Raw genomic sequence first — 22,066 nt, forward strand, 5'->3', positions numbered from 1 at the left:
GAGGGTGTTTTCTCCTTTTTTTCCCACGATTAAAATCGTGGGTTTTGTTATATGTAATTTTGCCTAATTGCTTATAAGCATAAAAATACCCTATTTCTATAAAAAAATAGGGTATTAAATGAGATAAATTTTCAAGAGCTAAAAATTAAGCTTCTTGTGCTACTTGTTTTTTCTCTCTTGTATCTACAACTTGTCTTCCGATACTGTTGTAATACGTTTTTAATTCTTCCATTTGAGATAAATCAAATACATTTCTTCCATCAAAGATAACTCTGTCTTTCATGATAGAGAATGTTTTTTCAAAATCTGGAGTACGAAAAACGCTCCATTCGGTAACAATAATCAACGCATCAGCATTTTTTAGAGCATTATATTGATTTTCTTCGAAAGAAACTCTCTCATCTCCTTCATATTGTTCCAATACATTTTCCATTGCTTCTGGGTCAAAAGTAGAAACTGTTGCGCCTGCTGCCAAAAGCTCATCAATAATATAAAGTGCTGGAGCTTCTCTAATGTCATCTGTATTTGGCTTGAAGGCAAGTCCCCACATAGCGAAATGCTTTCCTGTCAAATCTTCGCCATAAAAAGATTTAATTTTATCTACCATCACCACTTTCTGACGTTCGTTTACTTTCATTACCGAACTCAAAATCTTAAATTCATATTTATTTTCATTGGCTGTTCTTTCTAATGCCTGTACGTCTTTTGGAAAACAACTTCCACCATAACCAACACCAGCAAATAAGAATCGCTGTCCAATACGATTATCAGAACCCATTCCTTTACGCACAAAATCAACATTTGCGCCTACAAGCTCACAAATATTTGCAATTTCATTCATAAAACTAATACGAGTAGCAAGGTAAGAATTAGCTGCATATTTTGTCATTTCAGCCGAACGCTCATCCATAAAAATAACAGGATTTCCTTGTCTTACATAAGGATTATAGAGTTTTTCCATCACCTTTTTAGCTCTATCTGAAGAAGTTCCTACCACAACCCTATCAGGTTTCATAAAATCATCCACAGCTACACCTTCTCTCAAAAACTCAGGATTTGAAACAACATCAAATTCTGTTTTGGCATTTTGAGCAATAGCAGCCTGAACACGCTCAGCAGTTCCTACAGGAACGGTACTTTTATCAACAATTACTTTATAGTCTGTAATCATTTTTCCTAATTGTTCGGCAACTCCTAATACATACGAAAGGTCGGCAGAACCATCTTCCCCTGGAGGAGTTGGAAGAGCTAAGAAAATAATTTGAGCATCTTTAATTGCCTCTTCTAAATCGGTAGTGAATAAAAGACGTTCTTGTTTGATATTTCTTTCAAAAAGAACTTGCAAACCTGGTTCGTAAATAGTTAGCTTACCTGATTTTAGGCGATTGATTTTATTCTCATCAATGTCGACACATATAACTTGATTCCCAGTTTCGGCAAAACAAGTTCCTGATACCAAACCTACATATCCTGTACCAATGACTGCTAATTTCATATATAAAAAAGAATTGTGAAATAATTAAAAAAGAAATGAATAAAATAGAATTTTAGCTTTTCAAATTAGAGAAATAGCTATGCCATTTTACTTGTATAATTACAAAGATACAAAAAGTAGGTTTTAAGAATGGCTTTAAGTAGTAAATATTTTGTCTAAGCACTTTAGTAAAGAAGTATAAACTCTTGAATTTTCCTTCCAAATATGATTATTCCCACCAAAATAGCATAGATTGTAGCTATCAAAACAGCACTTGCAGCTAAATCTTTTATCTGACCTGCTAATTTATTTCTGTCTGGACTTACTAAATCAACTAATTTTTCTAAAGCTGTATTGAGAATTTCGGTTATCCAAACGAAACAAATTGCTGATAAAATAGAAATCCATTCTAATATATTTATTTGAAAAGCAAAGCTAAGTAATAAGGCTAAAATGGAAGCAGGAATATGAATAAAAACATTATAATCCCTAAGCATTATTCTCAAACCTTTAAAGGCATAACCAAAACTATGAAATTGCTTTTTGAAATAAGAAAGCATATTTTAAAATCACTGTCTGTGTCGTCGGTGAGACACCGACAACGGCAAAAAAGAATCATTTTATAGCCAAACCATCACCATTTTCGGTGTTTCATCGACGATTTTTACTTCAATTTCTTCAAATAAAAAAAAATTAAATTTCAAATACAAATCCTTCTTTTACAAGTTGTTCGTATTTATCTTTATCAAATTTGTAGAGTTGGGCAGCACGATGTGATACATTTTGTTGGTATTCATCTAAAGGAAGAACAAGTTTTGTTTTTAAGATTTTTCTTCTGAAATTTCGCTTATCAAGTGTCATTCCTAAAACGTGTTCGTAAAGGATTTGAAGTTGAGAAAGAGGGAATTTTTCAGGTAAAAGCTCAAAACCAATCGGCTGATAACGTACTTTTCCACGCAATCTTTCTAAAGCTATTTTCATAACTTCTTGATGGTCAAAGGCAAGCTCAATTTCTGAAAGTTCTTTTATACTAAACCATTGTGTATCAGCAGCATCGGAGGCAGCTTTTATTTGGTCTGCGTGATGCGCCAAACTTACTAAAGCATAATATGCAATACTGATTACTCGTCCTCTTGGGTCACGATCAGGAGCTCCAAAGGTATAGAGTTGTTCCATAAAAAGGTCATTCATACCTGTTTCTTCTTCTAATTCTCTTCGTGCTGCCGTTTCCAAATCTTCATCCATATCTACAAACCCCCCTGGAAATGCCCACTTTCCTGCAAAAGGATCGTGTGCTCGTTCTATCAAAAGCACTTTTAAGTCAGAGTTTTCGCTATCCCAAGCAAAAATGACACAATCGACAGTAACAGAAGGGCGTGGGTATTCGTAGCTATACATAAGATGAAAGTTAAATAAATGAATTTTTATTTCTTAGTGTTTTTTGTACACAAAGTAAGTTATTTTTTCTGAATAAACCAATTTTTGGATTAAAAATAGATGTATATTAGCTTGATTTACAAATTTCCTAAAAAATAGTTTTGATGTTTTATTTAAAGTTCAAGATTCTTGCCTTTTTTCTTTTTTTATGGCTCTATTTTCCTTGTTTCTCTCAAGATATTCTAGTTGAGAAGGATACATTAGAAATTGATACTCAATTTTCTGAAAAAGATACGGTTTACAAAATCTCAACAAGAAAAAAATGGCTTTTTCCAACGCTAGCTACCACAACCTATATAGGTGGAATGACTTTTTTATATCAAAGTTGGTACAAAAATGAAAATCAAACTTCATTTCATTTTTTTAATGATAATAAACAATGGAATCAGTTAGATAAATTCGGACATGCTTATACTTCTTATCATTTAGGAAAACTAAGTTACAACTCTCTCAAAAAACTAAATTATTCAGAAAAAACAGCTCTTTGGTCTTCTACGGCTGGTTTTTGGCTAATGCTTCCGATCGAAATTTTTGATGGATTTTCTCCAACGTATGGCGCAAGTTATGGAGATTTGATTGCAAATGGAACAGGTTCTTTATTATTTTTATCTCAACAAATAGCTTTTAAAGAGCAGCGTATCCAATTCAAATTTTCATTTTTTCCAACATCTTACTCTGATTTGCGTCCGAATACTTTGGGAGAAAATCTTCCTACAAAAATTATAAAAGATTATAACGGACAGACGTACTGGTTTTCTTCTAGTCCTGCTATGTGGTCAAATGAAAAAACTAAATTTCCAAAATGGTTAGCTCTTTCAGTTGGTTATGGTGGAAATAATATGATTTATGGAAGTGAAAAGCAAAATAATGAAAATGGCTATCAGAGTTCAAGAATTTTTTATTTGTCTTTAGATATAAATTTTGCTTCAATTGTAACTCATCGAAAAGGCTTACAATTATTATTTACTATTTTTAATGGAATAAAAATTCCTTTTCCTGCACTTTATTATGATACAAAAAAAGGATTTAATGCTAGTCTTTTAGCTTTTTAAGCAATAAGAATCAAACTTTTTCTTGGATTTGTATCCATTCAACAGCCTTATTTAAATTTCCAAAAGGAATTACATTTACACTTCCTTTTTGTTTTACCAAAATTTCATCTGCTGAAAGTTGCATAAACAAATCACTAGGTATAACATAGCCAAAGAAAGAAAGTCCAGCTTGTAAAGCACGAGGAAACCAATCTGTATCTATCCATTTTTGATCCTCATCTGTATAAGTTTGCCTATAAGTTAAGTCTACAATCAGTTTATTTGTATTTTTTTCTTTCAAAAAAAAGATAATCTGATTTAAAAATGTCCTTAGTTCTGCATCATATACAAAACCAATACTACGAGTAATGATACAATTTGCTTTTTCATTGTAATAAATGCGAAGCGCATCGTTTTCACTAACATTAATATCATAAATTAATTCATTTTCTGATGCAGTCAAATGTTCTGGTAAATCCATAGATTAAGTTGTTTTTTTTGATAAAGGGGAAGAGTAATAGCTCAATTCTAAGCAAAGCAAGTTATCAAAAAAAAATAACAGTGAAAAATTTAGGCATAAAAAAAGCCCAACTCAAAGAATTAGACTTTTTTACTTTTACTGTTATTATTATAAAATAAGATTAATTTCTAGTTTTTTATTTATTGTATTTACTGATTTGTTACGGTAAATTCTTGAAAACGGTCTTCTAAACGCTGTACAGCAGTACGTAAACTATCCAAATCAGACTGAGGAAGAGTTTTTCCAATATATGCTACAAAACGCCAAACTTCTCCTACTTCTGCAATTTCTAATTCATAAGGATCATATTGTGGGTTAGTCGATTTGAGAAGCAAAGTGCCTTTTTCTTCAATTTTATTGAATATTTTTTTGAGGACAATTCCCTCATTTTTTAAGACAACTACACAGACTTGTCCGTCTTTTACTTCGTGCCAATCAGTTACATATTCACCAATCACGATAGTTCCTGATTGTAAAGGAAGCATTGAGTCTCCTGTAATTTCGAAGGCTCTGTATGTTCTGTCTTTTGGTAAGAATGGAAGTCTATACTTTGGTAAATCCTTCAAATACTGAACATCTGTATAGCCTTTAGTATACCCAGCAGCAGCTTTTTCAGGCACCATTTCAATATTTTCATTATTGTTTTCATCTACTGTAATGGCAAGAACTCGTAGAGAATCAGCAGCTACATAACGAGCAAGTCGCTTGCTTGGCGTATCCTGACTTTCTTCTTCTAAGTTTTTGGTTACCAAATTATCTATCTGTACTTCAAAAATTTGTGCTAATCGTTGTAGTGTTTGTAAGCGTGGTTCGGCTCTACCTTCTTCATAAGAAGAATATGCACCACGAGAAATAGATGCCTCATTAGCTAATGCTTGCTGACTTTTTTTGGATTTACGACGTAAATAACGTAGGTTTTGGCTTAGAAACATAAGAGTATTGATAATTATTTGAATAACAGTATTTTAGTAATTTTTTAGATACCTTTATAGGTACAAGTCATATAAGTACAAGTTCTAATTATTTTTTGAATGCTTCTAGTAAATCTATAGTACACTTATATGATTTATTTTTAGCATTATCTAATAAAAGTAACTAAATTTATCAAAAATACCAAAATATTTTGAAATATATAAATATTTTAGCTAAAAAATTGCTAAAAATAGTTGCTTTTTATGTTTTTACAAGAAAAATGCCTTTCAAACTGTCTTTTTAGTAAATCTCCAATGAGTTAACCAGCCATGAATATAAAAATATAAACCTGAATACAAAAATGAGTAATACTATAAACAAAAAAATAGAACTATCCTTGTTAGAAAGTAAGGATGGCTCACATACGCTTCTTCGTCATGATATTTCTGAAACCTATCATTCTCATAATGGCGCAATACAAGAATCACTTTGGGTTTTTATAGACAAAGGATTAAATTATTTGAAGCAACAAAACTATGATACAATTAAAATACTAGAAGTTGGCTTTGGTACAGGGTTGAATGCTATTTTGGCGTATGAATTTGCTCAGCAAAACAAAATTAAAATAGAATATATTACTTTAGAACCTTTTCCTATTCCTTTAGAGATTGCTCAAAAATTAAACTATATAGATTTCTTACAAGAAGATACCAAAGCTATCTTTAGTAACTTACATCAAGTTGATTGGGAAGAAATGTATCAACTCTCGCCTTATTTTTCAATACAAAAAGTTGAATCTACATTAGAAAATTATCAGATGGATGAAAATTACTTTGATTGTACTTTTTATGATGCTTTTGCCCCTAGCAAACAAGCCGAAGTATGGCAATTATCTAATCTTCAAAAAGTATTTGATTTTACTCGTAAAAATGGGATTTTAGTTACTTATTGTGCTCAAGGACAATTTAAAAGAGACCTCAAGACAGCAAGCTGGAAAGTAGAAAAATTAGATGGTGCGCCACCAAAACGAGAAATGGTAAGAGCTATTAAATCCTGACTTCAATGAAAAAAAAAAATTTTGTAACACTGACTTTGGATACTTCTTGCAACTAAGTTTTATCTACTCTAATAGACACGACTTGTCAAAATTTGAAACAGAAAGTATTTTATTTAGTTGTTCATTCTATCTGAAATAATAGATTTCCTAGCCTTCCTTCGAAAAAATATTTTAATTTTACTTTCTAGTATAAAAACAAAAGCATTTTATTTTACTAATTTATGAAAAACTATTCTACAATAATTAATTTATTCTGTAATTTAATTATTCTATTAATTTTATTTTCTTCTACAAACTGTATTTCTAAAAAACAAAATAAAACAAAATATCCAAAAGATGATATAACCCAAACTCAAAGACAAGTTAGAGAAGATACACTCACTTCAGAAACATTATCTCTACTGCAACAAAGCACACAAATCTATTATGCTGATAAAATAGAAGCTCTTAACCTGAAAAACCATATTGAACTACTTTCGTCAGAAAGTTTTGAAGGACGTAAAATAGGAGAACGTGGGCAAAAAATGGCAGGATTATATATTCAAGACTTTTTTATAAAAAACAATCTTGAGCCAGCTGTTATGACTGATTTGGGCAAACGTTATTTGCAAGAATTTGAAGTAGAAAAAAGCAAAATTTCTACTGTAACTATAAAAACAAATCTGCAAGGGAAAAATAGCATTTATCAAAACCAAGAGGACTTTTTGGCTAATCCATTGACTTATTTACATAATGAAAATGAGTTAAATGTTGTCTTAACAGGGTATTCTATTTTGCCAAATGAACAAATTAGTGGGCGTGGGATAGCTTTATTATTAGATACTGATGATAAAGAATCTATTTTTTATTCGAATCAAGATTGGAATGAAAAAATGGAAAAACAAATGCTCTCAGCGCAAAAGTCAGGAGCAAAAGCTGTTTTTTTTGTTTTGACAAATTCGGATAATTTTAAGACCAACTCCAAAAGACTTCAAAAAAATAAGTATCTCAATAGAGAAATATATACTTTAAAGACCGAAAAAAGTATTGGTGTTTATTTTCTTTCTATGGAAACAGCAGCACAATTGTTTGAGTATCCAAAACAAGAATGGGAAGAATTGGTAGATCAATTTAAAAATAATAATGTTCCTTCAAACCTTCCTTATGCAACAATTTCTATACAAGTAAAAAAAGAAAATGTAGTTACTTTAGAAACTGAAAATATAGTGGGATTTGTAGAAGGAACAGATTTGAAAGAAGAAATAATAATAATTTCAGCACATTATGATCATTTGGGACAAAGTAAGGACAAAACCAATTTTTTTGCAGGTGCAGATGATAATGCTTCAGGAGTAGCTGCTCTTATGGAACTAGCAAAAACGTTTGCTCTTGCCAAAGAAGAAGGGTTTGCACCTAGAAGGAGTATTTTGTTTCTGACAACTACTGCTGAAGAAGTAGGTATGTTAGGCTCATCTTATTACACTGATATTGCTCCTTTATTTCCTATTTCAAATAGTGTTGCTAACTTAAATATTGATATGATTGGAAGAGAATATGTTCCAAAAAACAACTATTCATCTAATGATTATATAAGTATTGTAGGCTCAGATTGGTTATCTCCTGTATTGCATCAAACTCATGAGCAAGCAAATAAAACATTTACAAAGCTCCATTTAGATTATAGTTATAATTCAAAATCACATCCTGAAGAGTTTTTTTATCGCTCTGACCAATATAGTTTTGCAAAGCATGACATTCCTGTTATTTTTTATACAAGTCCTGACCATAAAGATTACCATAAAACAAGTGATACAGCTGAAAAAATAGATTTTGAACGAGTAGAAAAAGTAACAAAACTTATTTTTCACACAACTTGGCAGCTTGCTAATCAAGAAAAAAGTCCTAAAAAAATAGAAAAAGATATATTTGAAGACCAAAACTAGCTTTTTGATGCCTTTTGCAATGTTTTAGGTAAGCAATTATATAAATTATTATCTAATTTTGTGCAATTATTTTTTTAAGAGCTTTTTTAAGCATCTTTAATTGTAATCAAAATAAAATTATAAAAAAATGTTTAATAGGAAATATAGAAGTAAAGTTATGAAAAATAAATATTTTAGTCTTTTTGTTTTAGTTTTTTCATCTTTACTTGTTTTGACTTCTTGTGAAGGTAGAGAAGGGATTGAAGAGCCTATCCGTCTTTTAGATTTATATGTAGTTGATACAGCAGGTCTGCCTGTGCCTAATGCAAAAGTGGATTTTTTTTTAAATGAGAACGATTTGATGAAAGATCAAAACCCAATAATGAAATCTTTTTATTCAGATAAAGAAGGACGTGTACAAGTTGCTTTAGATTTTAAGATATTTGATTATTATGTAAATATTGAAAAAGAGGATTTAAATAATTGGTATACTACAACTATTGTAAAAACACCTAATTTGCTTATTGAAAATGTAAATACAGTTACAATCAAAAATTCTATACAAGCACAGCTAACAGGAAGATATGAAAAACGTTGGCAACAAACAGCTCATATAATTAATGGAAATCCATCCAATCTTAACTGTTTCAATCAACTTTACCATAATTTTATTCGTCGTTCAGAGGTAACTTCTGAAGAAGATATTGATGGAAGAATACAAAAGTTTCAAAGTAATGTGTGTACATCACCTGAAAAACCTGCTGGATTTAATGTATGGAAATATAACCAAGAGGATAATACAATGGTGTTAGGTTTAGGTACAAGTCAAGAATTATATAAATTTGAAGACTTTACAGGAGATAAATTTTCAATTGTTCTAACCACTCTTGATGGTACTTTTATTATAGAAAGGAAATTCAAATTAGTTCAATAAACTCACAGTTATACAAACACACAAATACTAATTATTTAGTTTTTACTTATTCAGAAAAAATAATTGCAATGTCAAAAGAAATAAAGATAAAAGTACGTGGTTATCATTTAGATGGCTATCAGCACGTTAATAATGCTCGTTATTTAGAATTTTTTGAGGAAGCTAGATGGGCATTTTTTGAAGAAAGTGATGCTCTCAAGACACTACAAAAGAAAAACATTATGTTTGTGGTGGTAAATGTAAACATCAACTACCGTTATCCTGCTTCTGTTGGACAAACTATTGTCATTAAAAGCAAATTACAAACTTTAGCTGAAGTAGGAAGTAAAACAAGTACATTCAAACAAACTATTTATTTAGAAAATACAGATACAATAGTTTGTGATGCTGTGGTTACTTTTGTTCTTTTTGATGGAAAAACACAACGAGCAATTGCAACGACAGAAGAAATAAGAGAAATGTTTGTAGGAGAGTTAAGTAATTAATTTTTGATAATTCAACTCTATTATAATTATCTTTCAAAAATCTTCTCTATTGCTTTATGATACTAGAGAAGATTTTTTATTAAAAACGAACGTTAATAAGACAAGCTATTTCCTCAGTTTTTGATTTACTTCTTAATTCTGACTTCTAAATTCTAAATTGGCTTGTAATTCTACTCTTTTCATTGTAATTTTAATCAAAATTAAATAGTTTTTCATTTTACCATCATTTTTTATATGAACATTCACGAGTATCAAGGTAAAGAACTACTCAAAAAATACGGAGTTGCAATTCAAGAAGGAATCGTAATTGATTCTGCTGCAAAAGCTGCTGATGCTTCCAAACAACTTAGAGAACAAACTGGCACAGACTGGATTGTTGTAAAAGCACAAATTCACGCAGGTGGACGTGGAAAAGGAAAAGTTGTAGGTACAGATTATAATGGCGTAATGCTAGGAAAGTCTCCTGAAGATGCTGCTGAAAAAGCAAAACAACTTCTAGGAAACGTACTTGTAACTCACCAAACTGGTGAAGAAGGCAAAAAAGTAAATAAAGTTTTGTTAGCACAAGATGTTTATTACAAAGGTGAGTCTGAAATCAAAGAATTTTATGTAGCTGTTCTTTTAGACAGAGACAAAAATTGTAACGTGATTATGGCAAGCCAAGAAGGTGGTGTAGATATTGAAGAAGTAGCAGAACATCACCCAGAAAAAATTATTAAAGAATGGATTGATCCAAAATTAGGTTTGCAATCTTTCCAAGCGCAAAAAGTAGCATTTGCTTTGGGCTTAGAAGGAAAGGCACTCAAAGAAATGACTAAGTTCATTAAATCTTTGTATGCTGCCTACATTGGTATTGATGCTTCTCAAGTGGAAATTAATCCTGCTTTCAAAACATCTGACAACAGAGTTTTGGCAGTAGATTCAAAAATTAATTTGGATGATAATGCCTTTTATCGTCATAAAGAATTGGCAGAACTTAGAGATGAGTCTGAAGAATCTCCATTAGAAGTAGAAGCAAGTAAATTTGGCTTAAATTACGTAAAACTTGACGGAAACGTAGGTTGTATGGTAAATGGAGCTGGTCTTGCGATGGCTACAATGGATATGATTAAACTTGCTGGTGGTGAGCCTGCTAACTTCTTAGATGTTGGAGGTGGAGCTTCTGCTGAAACAGTAGAAAAAGGTTTCCGTATAATCTTGAAAGATCCAAATGTAAAAGCAATTTTGATTAATATTTTTGGTGGAATTGTTCGTTGCGACAGAGTTGCAAACGGAGTAGTAGAAGCCTATAAAAATATTGGTAAAATTGATGTGCCAATTATTGTTCGTCTGCAAGGAACAAATGCAGAAGAAGGTGCAAAAATTATTAAAGAATCTGGTTTGAATGTAATTTCAGCAATTGTTTTGAAAGAAGCTGCTGATAGAGTAAAAGAAGTTTTGGCTAGTTAATACTAATTAATTCTTTTATCTGAATTACTTCATAACAAAAATCCCTTTCATCATTTCTAAAATAGAAAAATTGAAAGGGATTTTTATTTTATAAAAAAACGAATGAATTCTTAAATTAAGGAGCAAGACGAACAATTTCCCAAAGAGAACCATACCTTTGGTCTCCATGCTCTTTCAAAAGATAAGTAATTCTATCATGCAGACGGCTGCTTCTTCCTTGCCAAAACTCAACATAATCAGGCACTAAACGATAACCTCCCCAGTTTTTAGGTCTTTCTATAAAATTAGTTTCCTCATAGTTTTTTTCAATAGAATGAAATAATGTTTCTAACTCTTCTCTATTATTCAAGATGCGACTCTGAGGAGAAGCAATAGCTCCAATCTGACTTTTAATAGGACGACTTTTGAAGTATTCAGAAGATTTTTCTGCGCTAATTTTTTCTACTCTTCCTTCTATTCGAACTTGTCTTTCTAACTCTGCCCAAAAAAAAGTGAGACTAGCATAAGGATTCGTTTCCAAATTCTCTCCTTTTCTACTTTCATAGTTGGTGTAAAAAACAAATCCTTCATCAATACTTTTTAAAAGAACAACACGAGCTGAGGGACGATTATTTTCTCCTATTGTAGAAAGTACCATAGCATTAGCTTCTGCTGAAAGTTCTGCATCTAAAGCTACTTGAAACCATTTTTCAAACTGCTGAATAGGATTTTCTAAAGCATTTTTTATATCAAATTCTGCTTTAGTATAGTTTTGTCTTAGATTTTCTAAATCCATAAATTGGTAATCAATAGAGTTGTTTAATAAAATTATAACGTATCCGAGTTATCAGTTTTGTTAGGCTCATAAGTCCCTGGAGGGCTAAAAAGAACTTTGAAAACCTGCTTTGGAGAACGCACCTTTTTCAAATCCTTTGCAATATCTACAAATTCATGAAAAACCAAACGAACAGGGTTTTTTGTGTTAATTGGTGTCGTAATTCCGTATTTTACTTTTTCTCCTTCGGGTTCAAAAGTACCAAAAATTCTGTCCCAAATAATAAAAGTAGAACCATAATTTTTGTCTATATAATGTTCATTTGTTCCGTGATGAACTCTATGATGTGAAGGTGTTACAAAGATATATTCAAACCAAGCTGGCATTTTACGAATCTGTTCGGTATGAATCCAAAACTGATTCAAAACGGCTATTTGATGGCAAATAAAGAAAGTAAGAGGATGAAAACCTAAGAGAGCAACAGGCACAAAAAAGATAACTTTTAATTGTTGAACCCAAGAAAGACGAAACGAAACAGCGAAGTTATAATCTTCTGAAGAGTGATGCGTAACGTGAGTAGCCCACCAAAAACGCTGACGATGTGCCACACGATGCGCCCAATATCTACAAAAATCTAAAACCACAAAACAAACAATAAATGACCACCAAGAAGGTTCAACGTAAAACGGTGAAATACTAAAAAAGAAAAGAATTACACCAAAAGTAAATACCTTAGCAAGTGCTGTAGAAATCAAATTGCCCAAACCAATCAATACAGAAGACCAAAAAGTGTGATTGTTATAAGTTAGGTGTGAGTCTTGATGTTCTTTTTTTTCTTTTCTCTCTAAATAATACTCTAAAGCGACCAAAGAAAGCATCACAGGAATTGCCCAAACTATTATTTGGGGTAAGTTTAATTCATTGATTTGATTATTGAAGGTTTCTAAATTATCAAAATCAAAGATAGGTTTATTGGTAAAAGCAGATGAAAAAATATACTGTATGAACATATAATACTTATTTTGTATAAAAACTAATTTATTATTTGAATGGAAGTAATAATATTTATTTGTAAATAAGTGTTTTTTGCTTTTACAAAGTTACCTATTTTTAATCATTCTAAAAAAGATATTGGTTAGACTTTCTTATAAATTATTTTTTATAGCTTGAATTAACTATTTTTCTATCTAAATTTGTTATCGCTTATTTGGAAAATGCAATCTGTTTCCTTTTAAATATTTCGAATAATTTAATTCATACTTTATATTTTGTTTACTTATCAACAAACCCTAGACTATCTTTTTGCACAACTTCCTATGTTTCAACGAGTAGGAGGTGCAGCCTATAGAAGTGATTTAGATAATATTAAAATTCTGTGTAAACAGTTGGGTAATCCAGAACAGAAATTTGATACTATTCATGTAGCAGGAACAAATGGAAAAGGTAGCACTTCTCACATGATTGCTTCTGTTTTACAATCAGCAGGGTACAATGTTGGACTTTATACATCGCCTCATCTCAAAAATTTTACAGAACGAATTAGATTAAATGGAGAAGAAATAGAACAAGAATTTGTTATCAGTTTTGTAGAAAAAATAAGAACTACTATTACATCTATCTCACCTTCTTTTTTTGAGGTTACTGTTGCTATGGCATTTGAATATTTTGCGTATAAAAAAGTAGATATTGCCATTATTGAAGTCGGAATGGGAGGGCGATTAGATGCTACCAACGTAATTTCTCCTTTGCTTTCTATAATTACAAATATTGGATTTGATCATCAACAGTTCCTAGGAGATTCTTTAGAGAAAATTGCAGCCGAAAAAGCAGGAATTATCAAGCCAAATACGCCAGTAATTATTAATCAAAAACAAGAAGAAACGACATCTGTTTTCGAAGAAATTGCTCAAAAAAATAATGCTGAACTTATTTTTGCAACTGATCAATATGATATTGAACAAAATGAAATGGGAACTTTTAATATCAGTACCAAGGAAGGAAAATGTATGGATGGAAAACCTTTTATATATATGCGTAATGGTATAGAATTAGATTTGAAAGGAGTTTATCAAAAACAAAATCTAGTAGGTGTTATCTGTGCTTTGGAAAAACTTAAAAAGATACAATCTCCTAGAAAAGAAGATAGTTTTACTTTTACAATAGAAAATTTAATGAAAGGGCTAAGAAATGCTGCTCAGAAAACAGGACTAAAAGGGCGTTGGTATAGATTAAGCAAAGAAAATGAAAACTCAACTATCATTTGTGATATTGCTCATAACGAAGACGGAATCAATCAAGTTATTTCTCAACTTAAATTAGAATTAGCAAAAGGAAATTATTCTAACTTACGAGTAGTTTTTGGAGCAGTCAATGATAAGGATTTAGATAAAATTTTTAATATTTTAAGTAAAGAATTACAAGAAAAAATTACTCAAAAAACAGTTTTTTATTTTTGTAAACCCAATGTACCTCGTGGTTTAGAGGTAATTATTTTGAAAAACAAAGCAGAGGGTTTTGGTCTAAATGGAGATATTTATGAAAGTGTAGAAGCTGCTTTAGATGCTGCAAAGAAAGATTCTGAAGCAATTGAAAATCAAAAAGATTTTATTTATGTTGGTGGAAGTGCTTTTGTGGTAGCAGAAGTAGTGTAAAATAGGGGATAATTCGGACAAATGCTTTTATGAAACAGTTTAAGAGATTTAAATAGTTTTTTTAGAAGAGTTATTCGTCGTGGTATTGAAAAGATAATAGAAGACTCATTAGATGCTCATTTAGCTTGTAATAAAATCTATTCTTCCCTAATCCAAGTAAAGTTAGCTTTATTACTCTTTGAGGTTGGTTTTTTATTCTTCTACCCATTTTGTAAACATTCTTTCACTTGTTCTTTACTTTCAAATACTTTATTAGAAAGAGCCTTCCTTATTTCTTGAAAACCGTTATCACCTTTTTTAAAAAAAATGGCTTTTATAATAAATGCAACAAAAAAACACTACCTTTGCAGCCACAAAAAGCAAGATAATAAACTAGATACAAAACGAGTAAACTTATATATAAAATGGCAGCAATCAATCTCATTTCGGGCGAGCATCTTTCCAAAACTTACGGAGATAGATTCCTTTTCAATGATTTGAATTTTGGAATTTCACAAGGCGAAAAAGTAGCTTTAGTAGGTAAAAATGGAGCAGGAAAATCTACACTTCTTAAAATATTAGCAAAAATAGTCAATCCAGATAAAGGCGATGTAAGTTTGCGTCAAGGTGTGAGAGTGGGTTATTTGGCTCAAGACCCAGACTTGCCACTCAACAAAACGATTTGGGAAGCGATTGTACAGGCTGATAGTCCAACCATTACGGCTATTCGCAATTATGAAAACTCTATTTTGCCTGAAAATATAGAAGATGCTGAAAGAATGGAAAAAGCAATGAACGAAATGGAACGTTTAGATGCTTGGGCGTATGATGCCAAAATAAAAGAAGTTACTTCAAAGTTAGGTTTAGAAGATACAGAAAAAGGAATTGCTCAACTTTCTGGGGGACAAAAAAAGCGTGTTGCACTAGCAAAACTCCTTTTAGACGAGCCAGATTTGTGGCTTTTAGATGAGCCTACCAACCATTTGGATTTAGCAACTATCGAATGGCTAGAAAATTATTGGGCTTCTTCCAATACGACTTTACTCCTTATTACTCACGATAGATACTTTTTAGATAAAATTTGTAATCGAATTTTTGAGTTGGATAACGGTCATATTTATCGTTATGAGGCAAATTATGGACAATTTTTAGAATTAAAATCTGAACGAATTGCACAAGCGCACACCGAAGCAGATAAAGCACACCAACTTATGAAAAAAGAGTTGGATTGGATTAGAAGACAGCCAAAAGCACGAGGCACAAAAGCAAAATATAGAGTAGAAGCCTTTGAAGGTATAAAAGAAAAGGCAAGTACACGTCCAGAAGGAAATAACATGGATATTCAATTTGGTGCAAAACGCCAAGGAAAGAAAATTATTGAACTTCACGATGTGAGTTTTGATTTTCAAAGTGAAAAAGGAAGACAGAAAATCCTTGATAAATTTAATTACAAATTTGTAAGAGGAGAAAGAATTGGAATTATAGGAAAAAATGGAGCAGGAAAATCGACTTTCCTTTCTCTTTTGACAGGTGCATTAGAACCAACAAAAGGGCATATTGAAAAAGGAGAAAATACACACTTTGGATATTATACCCAAATGCCTCCTTCTTTTGATGATTCTATGCGTGTTATTGAAGTCATTCAAGCGATTGGAGAAATGGCGACAGTCTCAGAAGGTCATCAAGTCTCAGCTTCGCAACTGCTTACTCAATTTAACTTTCCACCAGCACAGCAATACAAAAACGTAGGTACACTTTCGGGAGGAGAAAAAAGACGTTTGCAGCTTTTACAGATTTTGATAAAAATGCCTAATTTCTTGATTCTTGATGAGCCTACCAATGATTTAGATTTACAAACGCTTTCTGTTTTGGAAGAATTTTTATCTAATTATGGTGGTTGTTTGATTTTGGTTTCTCACGATAGGTATTTCTTAGATAATCTAGTAGAACATCTTTTTGTATTTGAAGGCGAAGGAGAAATTAGAGATTTTAATGGAAATTATACTGATTATAGAGAAGAGGAATTAGAGAAAATAAAAGAATCTCAAAACAAACCTTCTAACAAAAATGCTCATTCGATTGCACCAGTAAAAACAAATACTTCTAACAAACTTAGTTTCAAAGAAAAGCAAGAATTAGAAACTACTGAAAAAGAAATTGCAAAACTTACTAAGCAAAAAGAAGAATTAGTTTCTCTTATGAATAGTGGAGAAACTGATTATGATAAAATTTCAAAATGGAGTGCTGAAATGGAAGTCATTGTAAATGCGCTTGATGAAAAAGAAATGCGTTGGTTAGAACTTTCTGAAAGAGAGTAAATAGTCATTTCAAAAAAGGCAAATTATTCTAGTATATATGTCGTTATTGGTATTTTTATTAAAGGTTATTACATTTATTTTTGTATAACAGTCTTCTAAACTATTAAATTTGATAAAATACTATTTTTGATGTTCAGACTGGAAATCTGAAGTATCTTAATGCAAACCGTGATAAGGTTTATTACTAATAACGACATGATAAAAGGTATTACTCGCCTTTGAATTCTATGACAAAGTCAAGCCTAATCTTTAGAAATTTAGGATAAATTTATGCTGCATTTTGAAATCCTACTCCTTGTCTTTCATAGATTTTGTTATTTTGTACACAAGCTACTACACGTTGAAGTATTTTATTTCGTAAAGCATTCAAAACACTCATTTTATTTTTGCCTTCTTTTATTTTACGTTCATAAAATTCACTTAATTCTCCCCCTTTTACTTTTATAGCAGCTAAAGCACACATATGTAACAATGTTTTAAGTGATTTATCAGCTATTTTTGATACCCTTGGCTTTCCTTTGTGGTTACCTGATGATTTTTCAAAGGGAACAACACCAGCATAACAAGCTAGTTGTTTAGCAGATTTAAACTTTGTAAAACCTTGTGTAACAACAAGTAATTTTATAGCTGTTACATCTCCTACTCCAACAACAGAAGTAGTGAGTCGATAGAGTTCTTTTAATTTCTCATCATTTCTAATTACATTTTTCATGCTTTTTTCTACTGCTATAATTTGTTCTTTTATCTGCTCTACTGGCTTTTGTAGATGTTCTGTTAAGTATTCATTTTGTTGTTCTGTTTCAAATTTTTGAGATTCTTTCCAAAATGTTTCCAGTTGTTTTTTGCATTTGATTAAATTTTTACGAACTAATTGCAATGTTTTTAAGGTCTTAATAGACTGACTTACAGGGGTATACAGTTTGCAACGGTCTTGAAAACGAAAAGCATACAAAGCTATTCTATAGGCATCTTCTTTGTCATTTTTTTCTCTAGTAAAGCCCATAGATTGTTTTATTTGAAGGGCATTCTCTACCCAAACATTCATTTTTTTGTCTAGTAGTGCAGTCAATAAAAAATTTATATATACGCCTGTAGGCTCTAAACAAACTAATAAAAAAGAAATATCTATTTGAGTTTCTAATTTTGCTAAGTAACTCTCTATTGAAGCTAAGTTATTTTTAATTTGCTTTTGGCTTACTATAACACCATCTTTCAATAAAGTACAATCTAAATGATTGCGACTTACATCGATTCCTAAAAAAGTTTGATAAGTTTGCATAAAAAGTTAATTTTAAGTGATTATTTAATAGAGTAGTTCATCAATTAGTCAATCAAACTTAAAACCTTATCTAATGAGGTAATTTTTATTATTTAGAGTAATAAAAGTTCTCCGAATTCTATATAAGTATGCGATTGAATAAATGTAGGTAGGGGCTAATTCAACGGATAGAATCTATGTTCTTGTTGGTGTTACAGGTTCTCTACCTACTTGATGAATACTTAAATACAAGATAAGTATTTCATTCTATTTATCTAGTGCAAACCTAAAGGTTGGTGTTTTAGTGTAGCGACACCAACAACCAAATAACTTATTTATCTGCCATTTTGCCCTATTATTTTTTCGTAAAAACAAAAAAGAGGCTTGGTACATAGCTTGCAAATAGTTTTGTAATCAAAAATAATTTTATCTGTTTTTGATTGCGATTTATACTTAGACTATATTTATAGATATTTTAAGAGTAATTCGTATAATTTTATAACAATTTCATTCAGATTTACAGGCGTTTTTTTAATCAAGCACTGACAATCTGACACTTTTTTGTTGTTATAGTTATTCTTTCTAATTTTGATATTCAAATACACTAAAATCATATACATTTTTTGAAAAATATAAAAGTGCCTTTTACCGAAGATGATATTCCTCAAATAGATTTGGAAGAACTAGAAAATTCAGCTCGTGAACTAGAAGACGATTTGCCTGAAGAATTATTTATTTTACCTGTCAGAAATACTGTTTTATTTCCTGGAATTATTATGCCTATTACCGTAGGGCGTGAGAAATCTCTACGTTTAATAAAGAAAGCATATAGAGACGAGAGTTATATTGGTGTAATTTCTCAAAAAAACTTGGGGGAAGACGAACCACAAAAAACTGATTTGCATTTTGTGGGAACAGTCGCCAAAATAGTAAAAAAGATTGTGATGCCTGATGGTAATACAACTATCATAGTACAAGGCAAGCAACGTTTTGAACTTCATGAAATTACACAAGAAGAACCATTCTTAATTGGTAAAGTAAATTATCTGACTGATTTTTCATTAGATAACTCAAAAGGAAGTAAGAAAAATGACGGACGTAAAAAAGAAGCTCTTATAGAATCTATAAAAGAAGCAGCTTTTAAAATTTTGCATTTGAGTTCGGATATTCCACCAGAAGCCCAAATTGCTTTAGAAAATATTGAAAGTCCTAATTTCTTAATTAATTTTCTATCTGCCAATACAAATGTAGAGGTAAAAGAAAAACAAAAACTTCTTGAACTTCCAAAAGTAATGGACAGAGCTGTGCAGCTTTTAAAGATTATGCACCGTGAAATTCAGCTTTTAGAACTCAAAAGTGATATAAAAGAAAAAACAAATTCAGATTTAGACCAGCAACAAAAAGAGTATTTTCTTCGCCAACAAATCAAAACTCTTCAAGATGAAATTGGAGATGAAAATGATAAAGACATAAATAAACTGCATATAAGAGCAGATGAAAAGCAGTGGAGTGAAGAAACAAAAGAGTTTTTCTTGAAAGAAGTAGAACGTTTTGCTCGTATGAATCCAGCTTCTCCTGATTATTCCATTACACTTTCTTATTTGGAATTCATGTTAGATTTGCCTTGGCAGTTTACTACAAAAGACCATTTAGATTTACATAATGCAAAAAAAGTATTAGATAAAGAGCATTATGGATTAGAAAAAATAAAGCAACGTATTTTAGAATATCTAGCTGTTCTGAAACTCAAAAACTCATTAGATAGTCCTATTTTGTGTTTGTATGGACCTCCAGGGGTGGGCAAAACTTCTCTAGGAAAATCTATTGCAAAGGCACTTGGTAGAAAATATATGCGTATTTCGTTAGGTGGAATGCACGATGAATCTGAAATTAGAGGACACCGTCGTACTTATATTGGTGCAATGCCTGGGAAAATTATGCAAAATGTAAAAAAAGCAGGTTCTTCAAACCCTGTTTTTGTTTTGGATGAAATTGATAAAGTAAGTAGCGATTTTCGTGGAGATCCTTCTTCAGCTTTATTGGAGGTTTTAGACCCAGAGCAAAATGATACTTTTGTAGACAATTATTTGGAAACAGAATATGATTTATCTAAAGTTTTGTTTATTGCTACAGCAAATTCATTAGATACTATTCAGCCAGCTCTTCGTGATAGAATGGAAATTATTCAAGTTTCTGGATATACAATTGAAGAAAAAATTGAAATTGCCAAACAACATTTGATAGCCAAACAAAGAAAAGCTCACGGACTTCAAGCAAAAGATGTTAGTTTTACTGCCGAAACACTGCGTTTTGTAGTAGAAGGTTATACAAGAGAATCAGGTGTTAGAAGTTTGGAAAGACAAATTGCCTCTCTTTGTAGAAGTGTAGCCAAATCAGTGGCGATGGAAGAAGACTATCAAAAAAAAATTACACCAAAAGAAGTAGAAAGAATACTAGGAAAACCTTCTTTTGATAAAGAACTTTTTGAAGAAAATGAAACAGTAGGCGTAGCAACTGGACTAGCTTGGACTCAATATGGAGGCGAGATTTTGTCTATCGAAGTCAGTTTGAGTAAAGGAAAAGGCAGAACTACTTTATCTGGACGATTGGGAGATGTAATGAAAGAATCGGTTAGTGCAGCACTTTCTTATTTGAAAGCCAATGCAGAAGAATGGGAAATTGACCATCAACTTTTTGACCAATACGATTTGCATGTTCATGTTCCTGCTGGAGCAGTTCCAAAAGATGGTCCTTCGGCTGGTATTACGATGCTTACAGCGATGGTCTCTGCTTATTCTCGTAGAAGAGTCAAAAATCAGTTGGCAATGACTGGCGAAATTACGCTGCATGGAAAAGTGCTTCCTGTGGGTGGAATCAAAGAAAAAATATTAGCTGCCAAACGTGCTGGAATCAATGAAATTGTGATGAGCAAACGCAATCAAAAAGACATTGAGGAAATTGAAGAACACTATATTAAAGGAATGAAGTTTCATTTTGTAGAAAGAGCTGGCGAAGTTTTAAAATTGGCATTAGTCAAAGATCAAGACAAAACAGCTAGACCTTTAGAAATACAGGATATAACTCCAAAAAATAAATCAGACAAATCAACTCAAAAAATTAGAGTTATTCCGACTACTCCATCAAAAGGAAAAAGTGGGAGTGTAGGAGTTTAATTTTTGTGAATATGTCGCTTGTGGGGACACAAGCAACGGCGAAATAAATATAATTTTTCAAAACCTAACCGTTGCTCGTGTCCTCACGAGCGACTATTTTATTTTATGAAAATAGTAATCATAGATTATAAAGCAGGAAATATTCGTTCTGTTGATTTTGCTTTGCAGCGTTTGGGAATTAATGCCGTGGTAAGTGCAGATAAAGAAATACTACGTTCGGCTGACAAAATTATTTTTCCAGGGGTTGGACACGCAGAATCTGCTATGCAACAACTCAAAAATGCAGATTTAGACACTTTTATTCCAACCTTGAAACAACCCGTTTTAGGAATTTGTCTTGGAATGCAACTTCTTTGTTCGCATACAGAGGAAGGAAACACAAAAGGATTAGGGATTTTTGATGTTAATGTAAAAGAATTCAAACCAACTAATTTGGCTGATAAAGTTCCTCACATGGGTTGGAATGCAACGCAAGATTTAAAAGGAGAATTGTTTGATAGTAGTTTATTTAATCAAGTAAATAATCCTTCTCAGGCTCAATTCTACTTTGTACATACTTATTACGCAGAACTTTGTAAAGATACCGTAGCCACGTGTGATTATATCTTGCCATTTTCGGCTGCCTTACAGAAAGATAATTTTTATGCAGCACAATTTCACCCAGAAAAAAGTGCAGACGCTGGCGAAGAACTTTTGAAGAATTTTTTGAAGTTGTAGCTTTACTAACTAATAA

General features: G+C 31.5%; 18 protein-coding genes. 10 read left to right on the forward strand and 8 right to left on the reverse strand.

The genetic code is table 11. The annotated features are described in order from the left end of the window. Positions 1 to 145: 145 nt before the first annotated feature. The 3 genes from V9L05_RS20935 to V9L05_RS20945 all read right to left on the reverse strand — a co-directional run bounded on the left by V9L05_RS20935 (position 146) and on the right by V9L05_RS20945 (position 2,872). Complete coding sequence (locus V9L05_RS20935; RefSeq protein ID WP_338813796.1) at positions 146 to 1,495, reverse strand: UDP-glucose/GDP-mannose dehydrogenase family protein; 1,350 nt, start codon at positions 1,493 to 1,495, stop codon at positions 146 to 148. Between the two features lie 164 nt (positions 1,496 to 1,659). Further along, positions 1,660 to 2,034, reverse strand: coding sequence for a diacylglycerol kinase family protein (locus V9L05_RS20940; protein ID WP_338813797.1), 375 nt, complete (start codon positions 2,032 to 2,034; stop codon positions 1,660 to 1,662). Between the two features lie 133 nt (positions 2,035 to 2,167). After that, positions 2,168 to 2,872, reverse strand: coding sequence for an NUDIX domain-containing protein (locus V9L05_RS20945; RefSeq protein ID WP_338791564.1), 705 nt, complete (start codon positions 2,870 to 2,872; stop codon positions 2,168 to 2,170). A 143-nt stretch (positions 2,873 to 3,015) separates the two neighbouring features. Here V9L05_RS20945 and V9L05_RS20950 point away from each other — a divergent pair, with 143 nt between their 5' ends. After that, the gene (locus V9L05_RS20950) at positions 3,016 to 3,963 is read left to right on the forward strand and encodes a DUF2279 domain-containing protein (protein ID WP_338813798.1); all 948 of its coding nucleotides are present in this window, start codon (positions 3,016 to 3,018) and stop codon (positions 3,961 to 3,963) included. A 10-nt stretch (positions 3,964 to 3,973) separates the two neighbouring features. Here V9L05_RS20950 and V9L05_RS20955 read toward each other — a convergent pair whose 3' ends face one another. Together V9L05_RS20955 and V9L05_RS20960 are read right to left on the reverse strand one after the other, a co-directional pair. Further along, positions 3,974 to 4,423 (reverse strand): hypothetical protein, encoded by a 450-nt coding sequence (locus tag V9L05_RS20955; protein WP_338813799.1) that lies wholly within the window; start codon positions 4,421 to 4,423, stop codon positions 3,974 to 3,976. Positions 4,424 to 4,611: 188 nt separating this feature from the next. Next, positions 4,612 to 5,394, reverse strand: coding sequence for a LexA family transcriptional regulator (locus tag V9L05_RS20960; RefSeq protein WP_338791561.1), 783 nt, complete (start codon positions 5,392 to 5,394; stop codon positions 4,612 to 4,614). A 341-nt stretch (positions 5,395 to 5,735) separates the two neighbouring features. Here V9L05_RS20960 and mnmD point away from each other — a divergent pair, with 341 nt between their 5' ends. The 5 genes from mnmD to sucC all read left to right on the forward strand — a co-directional run bounded on the left by mnmD (position 5,736) and on the right by sucC (position 11,200). Then, positions 5,736 to 6,431 (forward strand): tRNA (5-methylaminomethyl-2-thiouridine)(34)-methyltransferase MnmD, encoded by a 696-nt coding sequence (mnmD, locus tag V9L05_RS20965; protein WP_338813800.1) that lies wholly within the window; start codon positions 5,736 to 5,738, stop codon positions 6,429 to 6,431. Positions 6,432 to 6,652: 221 nt separating this feature from the next. Next, positions 6,653 to 8,353, forward strand: a complete 1,701-nt coding sequence (locus V9L05_RS20970; RefSeq protein ID WP_338813801.1) for a M28 family peptidase — start codon at positions 6,653 to 6,655, stop codon at positions 8,351 to 8,353. A 157-nt stretch (positions 8,354 to 8,510) separates the two neighbouring features. Next, positions 8,511 to 9,266: a hypothetical protein gene (locus V9L05_RS20975; RefSeq protein ID WP_338791558.1), complete on the forward strand. Its 756-nt coding sequence runs from the start codon at positions 8,511 to 8,513 to the stop codon at positions 9,264 to 9,266. A 68-nt stretch (positions 9,267 to 9,334) separates the two neighbouring features. Then, on the forward strand, positions 9,335 to 9,751 hold the full coding sequence (locus V9L05_RS20980) for a thioesterase family protein (protein WP_338813802.1): 417 nt from the start codon (positions 9,335 to 9,337) through the stop codon (positions 9,749 to 9,751). Between the two features lie 234 nt (positions 9,752 to 9,985). Continuing rightward, positions 9,986 to 11,200, forward strand: a complete 1,215-nt coding sequence (sucC, locus tag V9L05_RS20985) for an ADP-forming succinate--CoA ligase subunit beta (protein WP_338813803.1) — start codon at positions 9,986 to 9,988, stop codon at positions 11,198 to 11,200. A 115-nt stretch (positions 11,201 to 11,315) separates the two neighbouring features. Here the strand turns inward: sucC and pdxH are convergent, their stop codons facing one another. Beyond that, positions 11,316 to 11,975 carry a pyridoxamine 5'-phosphate oxidase gene (gene pdxH, locus V9L05_RS20990; protein ID WP_338813804.1) on the reverse strand — a complete coding sequence of 220 codons (660 nt, stop codon included), beginning with the start codon at positions 11,973 to 11,975 and terminating at the stop codon, positions 11,316 to 11,318. Positions 11,976 to 12,007: 32 nt separating this feature from the next. Next, positions 12,008 to 12,964 carry a sterol desaturase family protein gene (locus V9L05_RS20995; RefSeq protein WP_338813805.1) on the reverse strand — a complete coding sequence of 319 codons (957 nt, stop codon included), beginning with the start codon at positions 12,962 to 12,964 and terminating at the stop codon, positions 12,008 to 12,010. 258 nt (positions 12,965 to 13,222) lie between these two features. Here V9L05_RS20995 and V9L05_RS21000 point away from each other — a divergent pair, with 258 nt between their 5' ends. Together V9L05_RS21000 and V9L05_RS21005 are read left to right on the forward strand one after the other, a co-directional pair. Next, the gene (locus V9L05_RS21000; RefSeq protein WP_338813806.1) at positions 13,223 to 14,605 is read left to right on the forward strand and encodes a folylpolyglutamate synthase/dihydrofolate synthase family protein; all 1,383 of its coding nucleotides are present in this window, start codon (positions 13,223 to 13,225) and stop codon (positions 14,603 to 14,605) included. Positions 14,606 to 15,009: 404 nt separating this feature from the next. Then, complete coding sequence (locus tag V9L05_RS21005; protein WP_338791550.1) at positions 15,010 to 16,902, forward strand: ABC-F family ATP-binding cassette domain-containing protein; 1,893 nt, start codon at positions 15,010 to 15,012, stop codon at positions 16,900 to 16,902. Positions 16,903 to 17,170: 268 nt separating this feature from the next. Here V9L05_RS21005 and V9L05_RS21010 read toward each other — a convergent pair whose 3' ends face one another. After that, entirely contained in the window at positions 17,171 to 18,181 is a 1,011-nt protein-coding gene (locus V9L05_RS21010) for an IS110 family transposase (RefSeq protein WP_338789949.1), read from the reverse strand. Positions 18,182 to 18,783: 602 nt separating this feature from the next. Between V9L05_RS21010 and lon the strand changes: the two genes are divergently transcribed. Continuing rightward, positions 18,784 to 21,333, forward strand: a complete 2,550-nt coding sequence (gene lon, locus V9L05_RS21015) for an endopeptidase La (RefSeq protein WP_338813807.1) — start codon at positions 18,784 to 18,786, stop codon at positions 21,331 to 21,333. 105 nt (positions 21,334 to 21,438) lie between these two features. Then, the gene (hisH, locus tag V9L05_RS21020) at positions 21,439 to 22,050 is read left to right on the forward strand and encodes an imidazole glycerol phosphate synthase subunit HisH (protein ID WP_338813808.1); all 612 of its coding nucleotides are present in this window, start codon (positions 21,439 to 21,441) and stop codon (positions 22,048 to 22,050) included. The last annotated feature ends 16 nt before the right edge of the window (positions 22,051 to 22,066 follow it).

The sequence above is a fragment of the Bernardetia sp. Wsw4-3y2 genome, assembly GCF_037126295.1.
Lineage (GTDB): Bacteria > Bacteroidota > Bacteroidia > Cytophagales > Bernardetiaceae > Bernardetia.

Coding starts and splice junctions, on each gene's coding strand:
- V9L05_RS20935 (WP_338813796.1), bottom strand. CDS start 1,495: ATGAAATTAGCAGTCATTGGTACAGGATATGTAGGTTTGGTATCAGGA.
- V9L05_RS20940 (WP_338813797.1), bottom strand. CDS start 2,034: ATGCTTTCTTATTTCAAAAAGCAATTTCATAGTTTTGGTTATGCCTTT.
- V9L05_RS20945 (WP_338791564.1), bottom strand. CDS start 2,872: ATGTATAGCTACGAATACCCACGCCCTTCTGTTACTGTCGATTGTGTC.
- V9L05_RS20950 (WP_338813798.1), top strand. CDS start 3,016: ATGTTTTATTTAAAGTTCAAGATTCTTGCCTTTTTTCTTTTTTTATGG.
- V9L05_RS20955 (WP_338813799.1), bottom strand. CDS start 4,423: ATGGATTTACCAGAACATTTGACTGCATCAGAAAATGAATTAATTTAT.
- V9L05_RS20960 (WP_338791561.1), bottom strand. CDS start 5,394: ATGTTTCTAAGCCAAAACCTACGTTATTTACGTCGTAAATCCAAAAAA.
- mnmD (WP_338813800.1), top strand. CDS start 5,736: ATGAGTAATACTATAAACAAAAAAATAGAACTATCCTTGTTAGAAAGT.
- V9L05_RS20970 (WP_338813801.1), top strand. CDS start 6,653: ATGAAAAACTATTCTACAATAATTAATTTATTCTGTAATTTAATTATT.
- V9L05_RS20975 (WP_338791558.1), top strand. CDS start 8,511: ATGAAAAATAAATATTTTAGTCTTTTTGTTTTAGTTTTTTCATCTTTA.
- V9L05_RS20980 (WP_338813802.1), top strand. CDS start 9,335: ATGTCAAAAGAAATAAAGATAAAAGTACGTGGTTATCATTTAGATGGC.
- sucC (WP_338813803.1), top strand. CDS start 9,986: ATGAACATTCACGAGTATCAAGGTAAAGAACTACTCAAAAAATACGGA.
- pdxH (WP_338813804.1), bottom strand. CDS start 11,975: ATGGATTTAGAAAATCTAAGACAAAACTATACTAAAGCAGAATTTGAT.
- V9L05_RS20995 (WP_338813805.1), bottom strand. CDS start 12,964: ATGTTCATACAGTATATTTTTTCATCTGCTTTTACCAATAAACCTATC.
- V9L05_RS21005 (WP_338791550.1), top strand. CDS start 15,010: ATGGCAGCAATCAATCTCATTTCGGGCGAGCATCTTTCCAAAACTTAC.
- V9L05_RS21010 (WP_338789949.1), bottom strand. CDS start 18,181: ATGCAAACTTATCAAACTTTTTTAGGAATCGATGTAAGTCGCAATCAT.
- hisH (WP_338813808.1), top strand. CDS start 21,439: ATGAAAATAGTAATCATAGATTATAAAGCAGGAAATATTCGTTCTGTT.